The 17231-nt window shown below is 62.0% G+C and carries 14 protein-coding genes; 3 read left to right on the top strand and 11 right to left on the bottom strand.

Annotated features, from left to right (window positions below):
* Positions 1–115: 115 nt before the first annotated feature.
* The 4 genes from fusA to P0D96_RS26870 all read right to left on the bottom strand — a co-directional run bounded on the left by fusA (position 116) and on the right by P0D96_RS26870 (position 4422).
* The gene (fusA, locus tag P0D96_RS26885; RefSeq protein WP_408179803.1) at positions 116–2221 is read right to left on the bottom strand and encodes an elongation factor G; all 2106 of its coding nucleotides are present in this window, start codon (positions 2219–2221) and stop codon (positions 116–118) included.
* Between the two features lie 328 nt (positions 2222–2549).
* On the bottom strand, positions 2550–3056 hold the full coding sequence (locus P0D96_RS26880) for a DUF192 domain-containing protein (protein ID WP_408316370.1): 507 nt from the start codon (positions 3054–3056) through the stop codon (positions 2550–2552).
* Positions 3057–3201: 145 nt separating this feature from the next.
* Complete coding sequence (locus P0D96_RS26875; RefSeq protein WP_011489640.1) at positions 3202–3396, bottom strand: hypothetical protein; 195 nt, start codon at positions 3394–3396, stop codon at positions 3202–3204.
* Positions 3397–3852: 456 nt separating this feature from the next.
* Positions 3853–4422, bottom strand: coding sequence for a pseudouridine synthase (locus tag P0D96_RS26870; protein ID WP_408316368.1), 570 nt, complete (start codon positions 4420–4422; stop codon positions 3853–3855).
* 315 nt (positions 4423–4737) lie between these two features.
* Between P0D96_RS26870 and icd the strand changes: the two genes are divergently transcribed.
* Positions 4738–5994: an NADP-dependent isocitrate dehydrogenase gene (icd, locus tag P0D96_RS26865; RefSeq protein ID WP_408316366.1), complete on the top strand. Its 1257-nt coding sequence runs from the start codon at positions 4738–4740 to the stop codon at positions 5992–5994.
* Between the two features lie 349 nt (positions 5995–6343).
* Here icd and P0D96_RS26860 read toward each other — a convergent pair whose 3' ends face one another.
* On the bottom strand, positions 6344–6550 hold the full coding sequence (locus P0D96_RS26860) for a cold-shock protein (RefSeq protein ID WP_007180614.1): 207 nt from the start codon (positions 6548–6550) through the stop codon (positions 6344–6346).
* A gap of 551 nt (positions 6551–7101) precedes the next feature.
* Here P0D96_RS26860 and clpS point away from each other — a divergent pair.
* Together clpS and clpA are read left to right on the top strand one after the other, a co-directional pair.
* On the top strand, positions 7102–7416 hold the full coding sequence (gene clpS / locus P0D96_RS26855) for an ATP-dependent Clp protease adapter ClpS (protein ID WP_006050100.1): 315 nt from the start codon (positions 7102–7104) through the stop codon (positions 7414–7416).
* Positions 7413–9710 (top strand): ATP-dependent Clp protease ATP-binding subunit ClpA, encoded by a 2298-nt coding sequence (gene clpA, locus P0D96_RS26850; protein WP_012434129.1) that lies wholly within the window; start codon positions 7413–7415, stop codon positions 9708–9710. The genes clpS and clpA overlap by 4 nt, the downstream gene beginning before the upstream one ends.
* A 122-nt stretch (positions 9711–9832) precedes the next feature.
* Here clpA and dut read toward each other — a convergent pair whose 3' ends face one another.
* The 6 genes from dut to P0D96_RS26820 form a co-directional block, all read right to left on the bottom strand.
* The gene (dut, locus tag P0D96_RS26845; protein WP_408179801.1) at positions 9833–10279 is read right to left on the bottom strand and encodes a dUTP diphosphatase; all 447 of its coding nucleotides are present in this window, start codon (positions 10277–10279) and stop codon (positions 9833–9835) included.
* A 13-nt stretch (positions 10280–10292) separates the two neighbouring features.
* Positions 10293–11312, bottom strand: coding sequence for an LLM class flavin-dependent oxidoreductase (locus P0D96_RS26840; protein WP_408316364.1), 1020 nt, complete (start codon positions 11310–11312; stop codon positions 10293–10295).
* Between the two features lie 74 nt (positions 11313–11386).
* On the bottom strand, positions 11387–12601 hold the full coding sequence (gene coaBC / locus P0D96_RS26835; RefSeq protein WP_408316362.1) for a bifunctional phosphopantothenoylcysteine decarboxylase/phosphopantothenate--cysteine ligase CoaBC: 1215 nt from the start codon (positions 12599–12601) through the stop codon (positions 11387–11389).
* A gap of 100 nt (positions 12602–12701) precedes the next feature.
* On the bottom strand, positions 12702–13220 hold the full coding sequence (gene lspA / locus P0D96_RS26830) for a signal peptidase II (RefSeq protein ID WP_408316360.1): 519 nt from the start codon (positions 13218–13220) through the stop codon (positions 12702–12704).
* Positions 13220–16057 carry an isoleucine--tRNA ligase gene (gene ileS / locus P0D96_RS26825; protein ID WP_408316358.1) on the bottom strand — a complete coding sequence of 946 codons (2838 nt, stop codon included), beginning with the start codon at positions 16055–16057 and terminating at the stop codon, positions 13220–13222. Before ileS ends, lspA begins: the two co-directional genes overlap by 1 nt.
* Before the next feature lie 171 nt (positions 16058–16228).
* Positions 16229–17224 (bottom strand): bifunctional riboflavin kinase/FAD synthetase, encoded by a 996-nt coding sequence (locus P0D96_RS26820; protein WP_408179796.1) that lies wholly within the window; start codon positions 17222–17224, stop codon positions 16229–16231.
* Positions 17225–17231: the final 7 nt, after the last annotated feature.

Below are 17231 nucleotides of genomic sequence, written 5' to 3'. Positions count from 1 at the left end.
CGTGCGTGTGAAGAAGCCCCGTGTGCGGCGCGGCGGACGAAAAAAAAGCCCGTCCACAGAGGACGGGCTTCGAGCCGTTGGCGTGTGCTGCCTTCGGCTGGATGGTGGATCGCGCTTACTTGTGCTTCGCGTTGATCACGGCTTCAGCGACGTTGTTCGGCGTTTCCGCGTAGTGCTTAAACTCCATCGTGTAGGTCGCGCGGCCCTGGGTCGCGGAGCGCAGCGACGTCGAGTAGCCGAACATCTCCGCGAGCGGCACTTCGGCGCGCACCAGCTTGCCGCCGCCGCCGGCGATGTCTTCCATGCCTTGCACCATGCCGCGACGGCTCGACAGATCGCCCATCACGTTGCCCATGAAGTCTTCCGGCGTTTCCACCTCGACGGCCATCATCGGTTCGAGCAGCACGGGCTTGGCTTTGCGCATCGCTTCCTTGAAGGCCATCGAGCCGGCCATGCGGAACGCGTTTTCGTTCGAGTCGACGTCGTGGTACGAACCGAAGGTCAGCGTCACCTTCACGTCGACCACCGGGTAGCCCGCCAGCACGCCGGCCTTCAGCGTTTCGACGATGCCCTTGTCGACTGCCGGAATGTATTCGCGCGGAATCACGCCGCCCTTGATCGCGTCGACGAACTCGTAACCCTTGCCTTGCGGCGCCGGCTCCAGCGTGATCACCGCGTGGCCGTACTGACCGCGGCCGCCCGACTGCTTGACGAACTTGCCTTCGACGTCTTCGACCTTGTTGCGCACCGTCTCGCGATACGCGACCTGCGGCTTGCCGACAGTCGCCTCGACGCCGAACTCGCGCTTCATGCGATCGACCAGAATTTCCAGGTGCAACTCGCCCATGCCCGAGATGATCGTCTGGCCGGATTCTTCATCCGTCTGCACGCGGAACGACGGATCTTCCTGGGCAAGACGGTTAAGCGCGATGCCCATCTTTTCCTGGTCGACCTTGGTCTTCGGCTCGACAGCCTGCGAGATCACCGGCTCCGGGAAGATCATGCGTTCGAGGATGATCACGTTGTTCGGATCGCACAGCGTGTCGCCCGTGGTCGCTTCTTTCAGGCCGACGGCCGCGGCGATGTCGCCCGCGTAGACTTCCTTGATTTCCTTGCGCTCGTTGGCGTGCATCTGCAAGATCCGGCCAAGGCGTTCCTTCTTTTCCTTGACGGCGTTGTAGACCGTGTCGCCCGAATTCACCACACCGGAATAGACGCGGAAGAAGATCAACTGGCCGACGAACGGGTCGGTCATGATCTTGAAGGCGAGCGCCGAGAACGGATCGGTGTCGCTCGGATGGCGCTCGATTTCCTTGTCGTATTCGTCGTGACCGGTAATGGCGGGCACGTCGACCGGCGAGGGCAGATAGTCGATCACCGCGTCGAGCATGGCTTGCACGCCCTTGTTCTTGAACGCGCTGCCGCACAGCATCGGCACGATTTCGTTGGCGATGCAGCGCGTGCGAATGCCGTACTTGATTTCCTCTTCGGTCAGGGTTTCGCCACCGAGGTATTTGTCGAGCAATTCCTCGTTCGCCTCTGCTGCGGCCTCGACCATCTTGTCGTGCCATTCCTTCGCGGTCGCCGCGAGTTCCGGCGGAATATCACGGTATTCGAACTTGATGCCCTGGTTCTCTTCGTCCCAGTAAATCGCCTTCATCTTGACCAGATCGACCACGCCCTGGAAATGATCTTCCGCGCCGACCGGAATCTGGATCGGCACCGCGACGCCCTTCAGGCGATCGCCGATCTGCCGCTGCACGCGGAAGAAGTCCGCGCCCACGCGGTCCATCTTGTTGACGAACGCAATGCGCGGCACCTTGTACTTGTTCGCCTGGCGCCACACGGTTTCCGACTGCGGTTGCACGCCGCCGACCGAGTCGTACACCATGCACGCGCCGTCGAGCACGCGCATGGAGCGCTCCACTTCGATCGTGAAGTCGACGTGTCCGGGGGTGTCGATGATGTTGATCCGGTGTTCCGGATAGTTGCCGGCCATGCCCTTCCAGAAAGCGGTAGTGGCCGCCGACGTGATGGTGATGCCGCGCTCCTGCTCCTGTTCCATCCAGTCCATCGTTGCCGCACCGTCGTGAACCTCGCCGATCTTGTGGGTCACGCCGGTGTAGAACAGGATGCGTTCAGTGGTGGTGGTTTTGCCGGCATCGATGTGAGCGCTGATGCCGATGTTCCGGTAGCGCTCGATGGGAGTCTTGCGGGGCACGTGAACCTCCTTGGAATGGCGCGCCTGAAACGCTTGCCGGGCGGCAGTCTGTGCTGCCCGGGGAGCCTGGATGCTGCTTTACTAAGATTACTAGGATAGCGCGTCGGCCCGTCTTTTGCAGGAATCTTGCCAGCCGGACGTGAACGCCTGCTGGCAAGGCTTCGGCTGCCGGCGCCGCGCGATTCGATGTGGTGCCAGGCGAGGCGATCGTGCCCGCCCGCCGATGCCGCGGCGCGGAAAAGAAAAAAGCCGGCGCCCTGGAACAAGGCACCGGCTCTCGGAAAGCGGTGGGACGAAGCGGCGGCGTTTTCGCGCGGCCGGCGCGGTTTTATTGCGCGGCCGGCAAGCCCTGGATCTTCATCCCCGGTTTGATGCCCTTCGACGTGAACCAGCCTTTGCTCATCTCCAACGCATACACGCCGTTGTTCTTCGGGCAGTGATTGTTGGTGGTTTCGGCCTGCATCTCGTCGATGTCGGTGACCGTGCCGTCGGCGCGCATGAACGCGATCGACAGCGGGATCAGCGTGTTTTTCATCCAGAAGCAATGCACGGCGTTTTCGCCGAAGACGAACAGCATGCCTTCGTTCGGCGCGAGACTCGTGCGATACATGAGACCTTGCTCGCGGTCCGCGTCGTTCGCGGCGACGGCGGCGTCGATCACGAACATGCCCGCGGTCAGTTTCGCGCGAGGAAATTCGCTGGGCTGTTTGGCGCCGGCCGGCATCTGCTGCGCATGCACGGGAGCAGCAGTGGTAGCGACAAACGACAACGCGGCGAGCGGCAGTGCAACGGCAACAGCGAAACGCGCAATCAACGAGCGCATGGGAAATCGCACGGCATGACTCCTTGCTGGAAATTAACCCGCGAATGTTACGCGAGCGCGTCAAAAACAAAAAGGCAGATCGCCTTGCGGTGATCTGCCTTTCAACGCCGTAAGAACGGCAATGAAGCTAGTTCTTGACTGCGTTTTTACAACAAACTTACTCCGAAGCGCCCGAAGCTGCAGCAGCAGCTGCTGCCTTCTTGTGCGACTTCTTGTGAGCGTGCTTCGTGGTCTTCTTTGCCGACGAAGCTGCTGCTGCCGGAGCTGCCGAAGCTGCTGCCGGTGCCGAAGCTTGTGCGAATGCTGCCGTTGCGAAGAGACCAGCGACCAGAGCGGCGATCAGTTTGTTCATTTTGTGAATCCTCAGCTTTAGTTAATTAACCAAATGACCCGGTTATATATGGAGTCATGTCGGTAAACGTGCCATCCACCTTTCGGTTGACAGCCGCATCGACAAATTTTTCGACACGTCTGCTTTAGCGCTCAGACTCCCTGCACTGACCGCAAGAGCGGCTTGCACAAAGGCCCTTAAGGCTGAATGCCGGATAGCTTCGGGCGGCATCTGCGTCGAATAACGCCTGAGCTCATGCGCCGGTTGACGTGAATTTCGTGGAAATTTATATGCGGCTGCGTTGATGCGAATGAGAGGCCGCGGCGTACGCGCGCATGCAATTGTTTCACGCGTTTTTCACCGTAGTTTCACGCGCTCTTTTGTTTGCTGATACAACGAGTTAGCTTATTTTTTCAGCAGCGTGAAGTGCGAGCGTGTTGCGGATTCCATCATCAGTCGATGCGTGCGTGCAGATGATCAGGCGATGCCTTCCCACGGCGCCTTCGGTGGCAATTCGACGCTCTCTCCCGGTTGCAGCCTGAGCGAAAATATGTCGAGCGCGCCGATGCCGACGCGCACCAAACGCAGCGTCGGGAACCCCACCGCGGCAGTCATGCGACGCACCTGGCGGTTCTTGCCTTCGGTGATCGACAGCTCGATCCATGTGGTCGGTATCGCGGCACGGTAGCGAATCGGCGGCGTGCGTGTCCAGAGCGCGTCGGTCGGTTCGACGTATTCCGCACGGCATGGCCGCGTCACGTAATCGCCGAGATCGACGCCGCGTGCGAGTTTCTTCAGCGTGGCCGCATCGACCACGCCTTCCACTTGCGCCCAATAACGTTTGACAAGCTTGTGACGCGGCTCGGCGATGCGCGCTTGCAATGCGCCGTCGTCGGTGAGAAGCAGCAGGCCTTCGCTATCGGAATCGAGCCGGCCCGCCGGATACACGTTGGGCACCTTGACCCAGTCCGCCAGCGACGCCCGCGTCTCGTGCGGCGAGAACTGACAGATGGTGCCGAACGGTTTGTTCAGAGCGAGAAGGCGCATAGGGAGTGGAGAGTGAGTCGCGCAGCGCCGCCGGTCTCCAGGAGACGCCGGACCAAGAGTAAATGGCGGGATAATAAAGCATATTGCACGTTGGCAGGCTCCATGTCTTGTATAAGACATAAGACTCATGCCTTGCGGATTTGCGTTTCGTCCATGTTGGAAAACCCCGAGCCGTTGCCGCCTCGGGGCAGCGGCCGTGTGGGCTAGAATAGCTGCCAGGCCGCTTGCAGTCGTCCGGCATTGCGCGTAGCGAGGAGCGCCCCATTTCGCAGTCTCCCCATCAGCTTTCAGCACAGCCTTCACTGGAGTCCGATCATGCCGTATCAGCACATCAAGGTTCCGACCGGTGGTGACAAGATCACCGTCAACGCCGATTTCTCGCTCAACGTGTCCGATCAGCCGATCATTCCGTATATCGAAGGCGACGGTACCGGTCTCGACATCACGCCGGTCATGATCAAAGTGGTGGATGCCGCGGTCGAAAAAGCGTACGCGGGCAAGAAGAAAATCCACTGGATGGAAATCTACGCTGGCGAAAAGTCGACCAAGGTGTACGGCCCGGACGTGTGGCTGCCGGAAGAGACGCTGCAGGTGCTCAAGGAATACGTCGTATCGATCAAGGGCCCGCTCACCACGCCGGTCGGCGGCGGCATCCGTTCGCTGAACGTCGCGCTGCGCCAGGAGTTGGACCTCTACGTGTGTTTGCGTCCGGTGCAGTATTTCAAGGGTGTGCCTTCGCCGGTGCGTGAGCCGGAGAAGACCAACATGGTGATCTTCCGCGAGAACTCGGAAGACATCTACGCCGGTATCGAATGGCAGGCTGAATCGGAGCAGGCGAAGAAGGTCATCAAGTTCCTGCGCGAAGAGATGGGTGTGAAGAAGATCCGCTTCCCGGATACGTCGGGGATCGGCATCAAGCCGGTGTCGCGTGAGGGCACGGAGCGTCTGGTGCGCAAAGCGATCCAGTACGCGATCGACAACGAACGCCGCTCGGTCACGCTGGTGCACAAGGGCAACATCATGAAGTTCACCGAAGGCGCGTTCCGCGACTACGGTTATGCGCTGGCGCAAAAGGAATTCGCCGCGGAACTGATCGACGGCGGCCCGTGGATGAAGATCAAGAATCCGAAGACCGGTGGCGACATCGTCCTGAAGGATGTGATCGCTGACGCGTTCCTGCAGCAGATCCTGCTGCGTCCGGCCGAGTATGACGTGATCGCCACGCTCAACCTGAATGGCGACTATGTGTCGGACGCGTTGGCCGCGCAGGTCGGCGGTATCGGTATCGCGCCGGGCGCGAACATGTCGGATTCGGTCGCGATGTTCGAAGCCACGCACGGCACCGCACCGAAGTACGCCGGCAAGGACTACGTGAACCCGGGTTCGGAAATTCTCTCGGCGGAAATGATGCTGCGCCATCTCGGCTGGACCGAGGCGGCGGATCTGATCATCAAGTCGATGGAAAAGTCGATTCTGCAAAAACGCGTCACGTACGACTTCGCGCGTTTGATGGAAGGCGCGACGCAGGTGTCGTGTTCGGGCTTCGGCCAGGTGCTGATCGAGAATTTGTGAGCGGTTCGCGTTGAATTGACGTAGGTCGTATCTGCAACCCCGGCGCTGAGAGGCGGCCGGGGTTGTTTGTTTTCTGGCGCGCGGAACGTCGCGCGATTAGATATTCGCGATGCTGCAAAAAAGCGCTATAGGAACCTGCCATACGGTTGCCTATATTTCGCTCCGTGCTTGCCCCTGATCAGTGCAAAAGACCGACGGACGGCCATCATCGCAAAAGCGGAAGTGGACAGCAGGCCGAAACGCTACCCGATATGTGGGACGTGCATGCAATAAGCACGGCTGGAAGCCGACGTCCAAAAAAAGAAACCCGGCACGAAGCCGGGTTTCAAAGGACGGGTATCGACCAGTATCAGGCAGGTGCCTGGATGTTCGATGCCTGTTTGCCTTTCGGGCCTTGCACGACCTCGAAGGTTACCTTTTGGCCTTCCTTGAGGGTTTTGAACCCATTCATCTGGATGGCCGAGAAGTGTGCAAACAGATCCTCACCACCTTCATCAGGCGTGATGAATCCGAAACCTTTTGCGTCATTGAACCATTTGACCGTACCAGTTGCCATTCCAACTTCCCCTGTAACTCATGTCACTACCACGAGCCCTCGAAAAGCTCGACGACCGCGCGAGGCAGCCGCTCCCTCCTCACAAGCTCACCATCGGCATTTTTTCGAAATTATGGCGCAGTGAAAAAAGTGCCAGCTTGATTGTTGAGGCTCTTTATTCGGGTGTCAAGAAAATTTTGAGACGTAGTTGTGGCGTTGCAAACCGGCACTTTCCAGGGTTTTTCCCGCTTTCGTTATGTGCGGTTGCGCAAGCGGGCCGTCTTGAAAAGTCGCATAATCGACTCACATGCTGTTCTGCGGGTCGCACCGCCGGCGATGAGGCCAGGCGAGCCGTCAGCCAGCTACGGCAGGTTGTGCGATACTCGATCCGACTGCGGTGCAACACAACCGCAAGGCATCACAGGATAGGGGCCGGCTCCGCAATCGGCTCGTCGATTTAACGCACGCATGGCGGGGTAATCACCCATCAAGCGGTAGCGAACGGGCTCACCGGCCGGTCGGCCGGGTTTTGACAGGATTGCGGGCCTGTCCTAGTTGTTTAGAATGGGTGTATGGCGATTATCCCGGACAAGCAGGACGGCACCGTACTGGAGCGGCAGGAGAAGAAGCTCAAGCCGCCATCCATGTACAAGGTGGTGCTGCTGAATGACGACTTCACGCCAATGGAATTTGTCGTGATGATCGTGCAGGAATATTTCAATAAAGATCGTGAAACCGCAACACAGGTAATGTTGAAGGTGCATCGCGAGGGCAGGGGAGTTTGTGGGGTCTATACGCGGGACATCGCGTCGACCAAAGTCGAGCAAGTCGTTACCCACGCACGGCAGGCCGGGCATCCGCTGCAGTGTGTGATGGAGGAAGCATGATTGCCCAGGAACTGGAAGTCAGCCTGCACATGGCGTTCATGGAAGCACGCCAGGCGCGGCACGAGTTCATAACGGTCGAACACCTTTTGCTGGCCCTGTTGGACAATCCGACAGCGGCGGAGGTGTTGCGTGCATGCGCGGCCAATATCGAGGATCTGCGCCAGAACCTGCGCAACTTCATTCATGACAACACGCCGACCGTGCCTGGCACGGATGACGTCGACACGCAGCCCACGCTGGGTTTCCAGCGTGTGATCCAGCGCGCGATCATGCATGTGCAGTCCACCTCGAATGGCAAGAAGGAAGTGACCGGCGCGAACGTGCTGGTTGCGATCTTCGGCGAGAAGGATTCGCACGCGGTGTACTACCTGCAACAGCAGGGCGTCACGCGCCTGGACGTGGTGAATTTCATCTCGCATGGCATCGCCAAGACGAGCAGCACGGACGCCGCGAAAGCGAGCGACGCGAATGCCGAGTCCGACGAAGCCGCCGCGCAGAAGGAAACCCCGCTGGCGCAGTTCACCCAGAACCTGAACCAGATGGCGAAAGACGGCCGCATCGATCCGCTGATCGGACGCGAGTCGGAAGTCGAGCGTGTGGTCCAGGTGCTGTGCCGCCGCCGCAAGAACAATCCGCTGCTAGTCGGTGAGGCCGGCGTCGGCAAGACGGCGATCGCCGAAGGTCTCGCGTGGCGCATTACGCGCGGCGAAGTGCCGGACATTCTCGCGGATGCGCAGGTGTATTCGCTCGACATGGGCGCGCTGCTCGCCGGCACCAAGTATCGCGGCGACTTCGAACAGCGCCTGAAGACGGTCCTCAAAGAATTGAAGGAACGTCCGCATGCAATCCTGTTCATCGACGAAATTCATACACTGATCGGCGCAGGCGCCGCGTCGGGCGGCACGCTGGACGCGTCGAACCTGCTCAAGCCGGCGTTGTCGTCGGGCACGTTGAAGTGCATCGGTGCGACCACGTTCACGGAATATCGCGGCATCTTCGAAAAAGACGCGGCATTGTCGCGCCGTTTCCAGAAGGTCGACGTGACCGAGCCGACCGTCGAACAGACGGTGGCGATCCTGCGTGGCCTGAAGTCGCGTTTCGAAGAGCACCACGGCGTGAAGTATTCGTCGGGCGCGCTGTCGGCGGCGGCTGAGTTGTCGGCACGCTTCATCACGGATCGTCATTTGCCGGACAAGGCGATCGACGTGATCGACGAAGCGGGCGCGGCGCAACGCATCCTGCCGAAGTCGAAGCAGAAGAAGACCATCGGCAAGAACGAGATCGAGGAAATCATCTCGAAGATCGCCCGCGTCCCGCCGCAAAGCGTGTCGCAGGACGATCGCAGCAAGCTGCAAACGCTGGATCGCGATCTGAAGAGCGTGGTGTTCGGGCAAGACCCGGCAATCGACGCGCTGTCGGCCGCGATCAAGATGGCGCGTGCGGGTCTCGGCAAGCTGGACAAGCCGATCGGCGCGTTCCTGTTCTCCGGCCCTACGGGCGTCGGCAAGACGGAAGTGGCGAAGCAACTGGCGTTCACGCTGGGCATCGAGCTGATTCGCTTCGACATGTCGGAATACATGGAGCGTCACGCGGTCAGCCGTCTGATCGGCGCGCCGCCGGGCTATGTCGGTTTCGACCAGGGCGGTCTGCTGACCGAAGCTGTCACGAAGAAGCCGCATTGCGTGCTGCTGCTCGACGAAATCGAGAAGGCGCATCCGGACATCTACAACGTGCTGCTGCAGGTGATGGACCACGGCACGCTGACGGACAACAACGGCCGCAAGGCGGATTTCCGCAACGTCATCATCATCATGACGACGAATGCGGGCGCCGAGGCGATGGGCAAGTCGGTGATCGGCTTCACGAATCGTCGCGAAACCGGCGACGAAATGGTCGACATCAAGCGCATGTTCACGCCGGAGTTCCGTAATCGTCTGGACGCAACGATCAGCTTCCGCTCGCTCGATGAGGAAATCATCATGCGCGTGGTCGACAAGTTCCTGATGCAGCTGGAAGATCAGTTGCACGAGAAGAAGGTCGATGCGCTCTTCACCGACGCGCTGCGCAAGCATCTCGCCAAGCACGGTTTCGATCCGTTGATGGGCGCGCGGCCGATGCAGCGTCTGATCCAGGACACGATCCGTCGTGCACTGGCCGACGAGTTGCTGTTCGGCAAGCTGATGAACGGCGGCCGCGTCTCCGTCGATGTGGATGCGGAAGACAAGGTGCAGTTGACCTTCGACGAGCATCCGGCGCCGCGCAATCCGAATCCGGAAGCGGTGGAAATCGAGTAAGTTCGAGTCGGCATCAGAAAGCAGAACGGCGCGGGTTTAACCCCGCGCCGTTTTCTTTTGTGCGCTCGTTTTTGCTTCGATCTACGCTCGTTACAGTCGGTAGACCGAAGCAATCGAATCGATCAGTGCTTGCCCGTGCTGCCGAATCCGCCGGCGCCGCGCTCGCTGGTTTCGAAGTCGTCGACGATATTGAACTCCGCTTGCACGACCGGCACGATCACCAGTTGCGCGAGGCGTTCCATCGGATTCAGCACGAACGTGGTCTCGCCACGGTTCCACGTCGAAATCATCAGTTGACCTTGGTAATCCGAATCGATCAGGCCGACCAGATTGCCCAGCACGATGCCGTGCTTATGCCCCAGTCCCGAGCGCGGCAGAATCAGCGCGGCATAGCCCGGATCGCCGACGTGAATCGCCAGACCCGTCGGCACCAAAGCGGTTTCGCCGGGTTTCAAGGTCAATGGTTCGTCGAGGCATGCGCGCAGGTCGAGGCCCGCGCTGCCGTTGGTGGCGTAAGCCGGGAGCTGCTCGCGCATGCGCGCGTCGAGGATCTTGAGGTCGAGTTTCATGCAGATTCGAAGGTTAAGAAGTGGAGGCCGGGCGTCCGAGCTGGAACGCTTCGGCGAGAAGTTCATAGGAGCGCAAACGGGCGCGGTAGCTGCCCGCAACGGTGAGCACGATCAGTTCGTCGGCCTCGAACTGTTCCTGCAAGGCATGCAGCCGCTCGGTGACGGATTCCGGCGTGCCGATGATGCTGCGCGGCTTCTCGCGATCGATCACCAGACGCTCGCGCTCGCCGTATTCCTGCGCGACGCCCTGTTCGATCGTCGGGATCGGTTCGTTCAGGCCATAGGCCATTTGCACGCGGCGCAGATCGACGGCTTTCTCCAGATCCGCCGCTTCCTGTTCGGTGTCGGCGCAAATCACGAACACGGCGGCCGCCAGATACGGTTGCTGCATGTCCTGTCCGGCCTTGAAGCGCTCACGATACGCATGCGCGACCTGGTGCCCGAAATGCGCGTTAATGAAGTGCGCAAACGCAAAAGGAATGCCGAGTTGCGCCGCCAGCAAGCCGCCGAATTCGCTCGACCCGAGCATCCACAGTTGCGGACGCGTATCGATTTGCGGCTGCAGCAGCACGCCGCTCGCAATGTGATCGGCGGGCAAGGTGCCGTGCATCAGACCGAGCAGATCGGCCACCTGCTGCGGAAAGATATCGCCGCGATTGTAGTCGCCGGCAGCGACTGCTTGCGCCGTGCGCATGTCGCCGCCCGGCGCGCGTCCCACGCCCAGATCGATGCGATTGGGGAACAGCGCTTCGAGCATCATGAATTGCTCGGCGACCTTGAACGGGCTGTAGTACGGCAGCATCACGCCGCCGGAGCCCAGTCGAATGTGTTGGGTCACGCTGCCGAGCCGCGCCAGCATCACCTCGGGGCAGGGGTTCGACACGCCGCGCAGCCCGTGATGCTCGGCGCACCAGTAACGCGTATAGCCGAGGTCGTCGGCGAGCTGCGCGAGTTCGACCGTGGCGGCAATCGCGTCCGCCACCGAGTGCCCGGCGATCACGGGCGTTTGATCGAGTACGGATAGTCGCGTCATGTCAGTACCGCTCCAGTTGATTCCATTCGCTAGTGCGACGCGTGGCGACTGCGCTGACGCGTCGCGCGCATGGCTCAGCGAATCAGACTTGTGTCGGGCAGACGCCTGGCGATCTCCGCGATCAGAGCGCGCGCGAGCGTGTGCTTGTCGGCGCGTGGCAGCTTCGTCGCGCCGCCTGCTTCGAACAGGATCACTTCGTTGTCGTCGAGGCCGAAAGTCAGTGGGCCGAGATTGCCGATCAGAAGCGGCACATTTTTGCGCACGCGCTTTTCTTCGCCGTGAACTTCCAGATCGCCGCTTTCGGCGGCGAAGCCGACCGCGAACGGCGGATGCGGCAGTTTCGCCACCGAGGCCAGAATGTCCGGATTTTCGACGAAAGTGAAGCTCGGCAGCGCGCGCTCGGCGGTCTTCTTGATCTTGTGCTCGCTGGCGTGATCGACGCGCCAGTCGGCCACCGCGGCCACGCCGATGAAAATGTCGGCGTCCGCGACCGAGCGCATCACCGCGTCATGCATTTGCTGCGCGGTTTGCACGTCCTGGCGGAATACGCCCCACGGCGTATCCAGCGCGACGGGGCCGGCGATCAGGTGGACTTCGGCGCCGGCCTGTTGCGCGGCGCGCGCCAGCGCGAATCCCATCTTGCCGCTGGAGCGATTGGTGATGCCGCGTACCGGATCGAGCGGCTCGAACGTTGGCCCGGCGGTCAGCAGCACGCGCTTGCCGGCGAGGATTTTCGGCGAGAAGAACGAGGCGATCGCTTCGTAAGTGGCCGCGGCTTCGAGCATGCGGCCGTCGCCGACTTCGCCGCACGCTTGCGGACCCGAATCGGGTCCGAGCACTTCGATGCCGTCCGCGCGCAATTGCGCGACGTTGCGCTGCGTCGCCGGGTTCTGCCACATCTGCCGGTTCATGGCCGGCACGACCAGTAGCGGACAATCGCGGGCGACACACAGCGTCGACAGCAGGTCGTCGGCCATGCCGTGGGCGAGTTTGGCGAGGAAATCGGTGGAGGCGGGCGCGATCACGATCGCATCCGCTTCACGCGACAGGTCGATGTGCGCCATGTTGTTCGGCACGCGCCCGTCCCACTGGCTCGTGTAGACCGGACGGCCCGAGAGCGCCTGCATGGTGACGGGGGTGATGAATTGCGTGGCCGCTTCGGTCATGACGACCTGCACGGTCGCGCCGGCCTTGGTCAGCAGACGCGTGAGTTCGGCGATCTTGTAGCAGGCAATGCCGCCCGTCATGCCGAGGACGAGGTGTTTTCCTGCGAGTTCTGCGGTTGCCAACGAAAGCCTCCGACTAAGCGTGGTGGCGGGCAGCGAGGCGTTGCGTCCCCGCCGCCATGTCTTTCAAAGCGTACTGGTGCGCAAACGCCAGCGCGCGCTGTCAGCGCGCGCCGCGCACGCGCCGCAGTTCGTCGAGCACGAGCAGCACCGCGCCGATCGTGATCGCGCTGTCGGCGAGATTGAACGCCGGCCAGTGCCACGTGCGTACGTGGAAATCGAGGAAGTCGATCACGTGGCCATACGCGAGCCGGTCGATCACGTTGCCGAGCGCGCCACCGAGAATCAGCGCGAGCGCCGTGCAGAACATTTTCTGCCCGCCGTGGCGCTTGAGCAGGTAGCAGATCACCAGCGCGGCCACGACGCCGAGCGCGGTGAACGCCCAGCGTTGCCAGCCGCCCGCCATCGCGAGAAAACTGAATGCCGCGCCGCGGTTGTACACGAGGATCAGGTTGAAAAACGACGTGACCTCATGCGCGACACCGTAGGCGAACACTTTCTGGACCGCGATTTTCGTCAACTGATCGAACAGGATGACGATCAACGCGACGCCGAGCCAGGGCGCCAGCGAACCGTTTGCAGCAGATGTTTTCGGCGCGGTTTTCGACATGGTTCTCGCCATTATGCCGCGCTCCTGATTTCACCGTTGCCGAACAGATTGCTGAAGCAGCGGCCGCACAGCGTGGGGTGCTCGGCATTCGCGCCGACGTCCGCGCGGTAGTGCCAGCAGCGTTCGCACTTCAGATACTTCGAGGCGATGACTTCGACGCCTTCTTCCGCTTCGCTGTCGACCTTCACGACGCTCGCCGCCGACGTGATCAGCACGAACTTCAGGTCGTCGCCGAGGCTCGTGAGCGCGTCGTAGCGCGCGCCGCTCGCACGGATTTCGACTTCCGCCTGCAAGGACGAGCCGATCAGGTTCGCCACGCGCGCTTCTTCCAGCGCCTTGGTCACGTCGCTGCGCGCGGCGCGCAGGAGCGTCCATTTGTCGAGCAGGGCGCCGGCTTCGGGCACGGCCGGGAATGCGTGATACGTCTCAGTGAAGATCGTCTCGCTGTTCGGTTGGAAGATCTTCCACGCTTCTTCGGCGGTGAACGACAGGAACGGCGCCATCAGACGCAGCAGGCCGTGCGCGATGTGATACAGCGCGGTCTGCGCCGAACGGCGAGCGACGGAGTCCGCCGCGGTCGTGTACAGGCGGTCTTTCAGCACGTCCAGATAGAAGCCGCCGAGGTCTTCCGAGCAGAACGTCTGCAGCTTGGCGACCACCGGGTGGAATTCGTACTTGTCGTAGTGCGAGAGGATGTCGTTTTGCAGATTCGCCGACAGCGCCACCGCATAGCGGTCGATCTCGAGCCAGTCTTCGACCGGACGCGCGTGCTGCGCGAAGTCGAAGTCCGACAGGTTCGCGAGCAGGAAGCGCAGCGTGTTGCGGATACGGCGATAGCCTTCCGTCACGCGCTTCAGGATTTCTTCCGAGATCGCCAGCTCGCCCGAATAGTCGGTCGACGCGATCCACAGGCGGATGATTTCCGCGCCGAGGCGGTTCGCCACTTCGTGCGGATCGATACCGTTGCCGAGCGACTTGCTCATCTTGCGGCCTTCGCCGTCCACGGTGAAGCCGTGCGTGAGCAGCGCGTTATACGGCGGACGGCCGTCGAGCATCGAAGCGGTCAGCAGCGACGAGTGGAACCAGCCGCGGTGCTGGTCCGAGCCTTCCAGATACAGGTCGGCCGGGAATTGCAGTTCGTCTTTGTGCGAGCCGCGCAGCACGTGCCAGTGCGTGGTGCCCGAGTCGAACCACACGTCCAGCGTGTCGCGGTTCTTTTCGTACATGTTGGCGTCGTCGCCGATCAGCTCGCGCGGGTCGAGGGTTTGCCAGGCTTCGATGCCGGCCTTCTCGACGCGTTGCGCGACTTCTTCGAGCAACTCCAGCGTACGCGGATGCAGTTCGCCGGTTTCCTTGTGCACGAAGAACGCCATCGGCACGCCCCATTGGCGTTGACGCGACAGCGTCCAGTCCGGCCGGTTGGCGATCATGCTGAACAGGCGCTGCTTGCCCCACGCCGGATAGAAGGCGGTGTTTTCGATGCCTTCGAGCGCGGTCTCGCGCAGCGTCTTGTCGGTGTCGTTCGGCTGCACGTCCATGCCGGCGAACCATTGCGACGTCGCGCGGTAGATGATCGGTGTCTTGTGGCGCCAGCAGTGCATGTAGCTGTGCGTGTACTTCTCGGTGCGCATCAGCGAGCCGGCGCCTTGCAGCGCTTCGACGATCTGCGGGTTGGCCGCCCAGATCGACAGGCCGCCGAACAGCGCGAGCGATTCGATATAACGGCCGTCGCCCATCACCGGATTGATGATGTCCGAGTCCGCCATGCCGTGCGCCTTGCACGACACGAAGTCTTCCACGCCGTACGCCGGCGACGAGTGCACGATACCCGTACCCGTTTCGGTCGTCACATAGTCGCCGAGATACACCGGCGCCGTGCGCTTGTAACCAGGATGCGCGGACGCGAGCGGGTGGTTGAAGCGCAGGTTGACCAGCTTTGCACCCGGCGTGGTGGCGACGATCGTGCCTTCCAGGCCGTACAGCTTCAGGCAGGCTTCAACGCGCTCTTCGGCGAGGATCAGCAGGCCGCGCGGCGTGTCGACCAGCGCGTAGACGATTTCCGGATGCAGGTTCAGCGCCTGGTTGGCGGGGATGGTCCACGGCGTGGTGGTCCAGATTACGATGCCGCCTTCGTTGCGCGGCAGCGCATTCAAACCGAACGCTTGCGCGGTCTTTTCCGGTTCGGCGAAGCTGAACAGTACGTCGATGGTCGGATCGGTCTTGTCCTTGTATTCGACTTCCGCTTCGGCCAACGCCGAGCCGCAGTCGAAACACCAGTTCACCGGTTTCAGGCCGCGGAACACGTAGCCTTTTTCCATGATCTTCGCGAGCGCGCGGATTTCGCCGGCTTCGTTCGTGAAGTTCATGGTCTTGTACGGGTTGTCCCAGTCGCCGAGCACGCCCAGCCGGCGGAAGCCGACCTTCTGCTTCTCGATCTGCTCGGTTGCGTAGGCACGCGCCTTCTGCATGACTTCGGCGGCCGGCAGCGACTTGCCGAACTGCTTTTCGATCTGGATTTCGATCGGCATGCCGTGGCAATCCCAGCCCGGCACGTAGACCGCGTCGAAGCCCGCCAGATTGCGCGCCTTGACGATCATGTCCTTCAGGATCTTGTTCACCGCGTGGCCGAGGTGGATGTCACCGTTCGCATACGGCGGGCCGTCGTGCAGGATGAACTTCTTGCGGCCCTTGGAGGCGGCGCGGATCTTCTCGTAGACCTTGCGTTCCTGCCATTCCTTGACCCATTGCGGCTCGCGCTTGGGCAGGTCGCCGCGCATCGGGAACGGCGTGTCGAGCAGGTTGACCGGGTAGCGTGACTGCGGTTTCGAATCGGCTTTCTTGTTGCTCATGATGAGGTCGCGGTGAATTCTTTCTATGCGCAGCAGGGCGCGGAATGCGCACGATGCGCGAGGGCGTTGGGCGCGCCCGGCAGGCATGTCGCGTGATCCACGGACGCCTTTCGATGCGCGCGGCGAGGGTCCACACACGCGGCGCTTGAGCGCCTGCACGGACCACGGCGGTTATCTAATTCGATCAGTGGCCGAGGTGGAGAAGCCGGTGGAGCGGCTGCCCGGCGTGTCGGCGCCGACGGCCGCGAACCACGCGCGCGCGTTGACGACGTCGCGCTTGATGGCGGCGGTTAGCGTTTCGAGGTCGACGTACTTTTCCTCGTCGCGCAGCTTCTTCAGGAATTCGACGCGCACGAGTTTGCCATACGCGTCGCCGTGCCAGTCAAGCAGGTGAACTTCGAGCAGCACGCGGCCGGAATCATCCACCGTGGGGCGCAGGCCGAGGCTCGCGACGCCCGGCAGCGGTTCGTCCGCCACGCCGTGAACGCGCACCACGAAAATGCCCGCGAGCGCCGGACGTTTGTGGGCGATCGGCAGATTGAGCGTGGGAAAGCCGAGATCGCGACCGAGCTTCATGCCGTGCACGACATGGCCGCTGATCAGATAGTCGCGGCCCAGCGCGGCGCGCGCCGAGTCGAGGTCGCCCGCCACCAGCGCGGCGCGCACGCCCGAACTGGAAATGCGCGCGCCCGACGGATCGGCCACGGTAGCCATCTGCTCGACCTCGAAACCGTATTGCTGCCCCGCGGCCTTGAGCGACCCGAAGTCGCCCGCGCGCTTCGCGCCGTAGCGGAAGTCGTCGCCGATCATGACCCAGCGCGCGTGCAGCCCGTTGACGATGATCCGTTCGACGAACGTGTCCGGCGACTGGCTCGCGAACGTGTGGTTGAAGTGCTCGACCACCACCCGGTCGACGCCGTTGGTGCGCAGCGCCTCGAGCTTGTCGCGCAGCATGGCGATACGCGGCGGCGCGCCCGCCGGGTTGAAGAACTCGCGCGGGTGCGGCTCGAAGGTCATCACGCAGACGGGCAGGCCGCGTGCATCGGCGGCGGCGCGCACATGGGCGAGCAAAGCCTGATGGCCGCGGTGGACACCGTCGAAGTTGCCGATGGTCAGTGCGCAAGGCGCACGGCTTTCAGCATTGGGAAGACCGCGGAAGACTCTCACGATAGCG

It is taken from the genome of Paraburkholderia sp. RL17-347-BIC-D (genome assembly GCF_046027915.1).
In the GTDB taxonomy this organism is placed as follows: domain Bacteria; phylum Pseudomonadota; class Gammaproteobacteria; order Burkholderiales; family Burkholderiaceae; genus Paraburkholderia.
This window is presented reverse-complemented; position numbering and strand designations above follow the sequence as displayed.

Excerpts from the sequence above, each read along its gene's own strand:
- dut (WP_408179801.1), bottom strand. The coding sequence starts at position 10,279 with ATGAAACTCGACCTCAAGATCCTCGACGCGCGCATGCGCGAGCAGCTC.
- lspA (WP_408316360.1), bottom strand. The coding sequence starts at position 13,220 with ATGGCGAGAACCATGTCGAAAACCGCGCCGAAAACATCTGCTGCAAAC.
- icd (WP_408316366.1), top strand. The coding sequence starts at position 4,738 with ATGCCGTATCAGCACATCAAGGTTCCGACCGGTGGTGACAAGATCACC.
- P0D96_RS26860 (WP_007180614.1), bottom strand. The coding sequence starts at position 6,550 with ATGGCAACTGGTACGGTCAAATGGTTCAATGACGCAAAAGGTTTCGGA.
- P0D96_RS26840 (WP_408316364.1), bottom strand. The coding sequence starts at position 11,312 with ATGACGCGACTATCCGTACTCGATCAAACGCCCGTGATCGCCGGGCAC.
- clpA (WP_012434129.1), top strand. The coding sequence starts at position 7,413 with ATGATTGCCCAGGAACTGGAAGTCAGCCTGCACATGGCGTTCATGGAA.
- ileS (WP_408316358.1), bottom strand. The coding sequence starts at position 16,057 with ATGAGCAACAAGAAAGCCGATTCGAAACCGCAGTCACGCTACCCGGTC.
- P0D96_RS26875 (WP_011489640.1), bottom strand. The coding sequence starts at position 3,396 with ATGAACAAACTGATCGCCGCTCTGGTCGCTGGTCTCTTCGCAACGGCA.
- P0D96_RS26870 (WP_408316368.1), bottom strand. The coding sequence starts at position 4,422 with ATGCGCCTTCTCGCTCTGAACAAACCGTTCGGCACCATCTGTCAGTTC.
- clpS (WP_006050100.1), top strand. The coding sequence starts at position 7,102 with ATGGCGATTATCCCGGACAAGCAGGACGGCACCGTACTGGAGCGGCAG.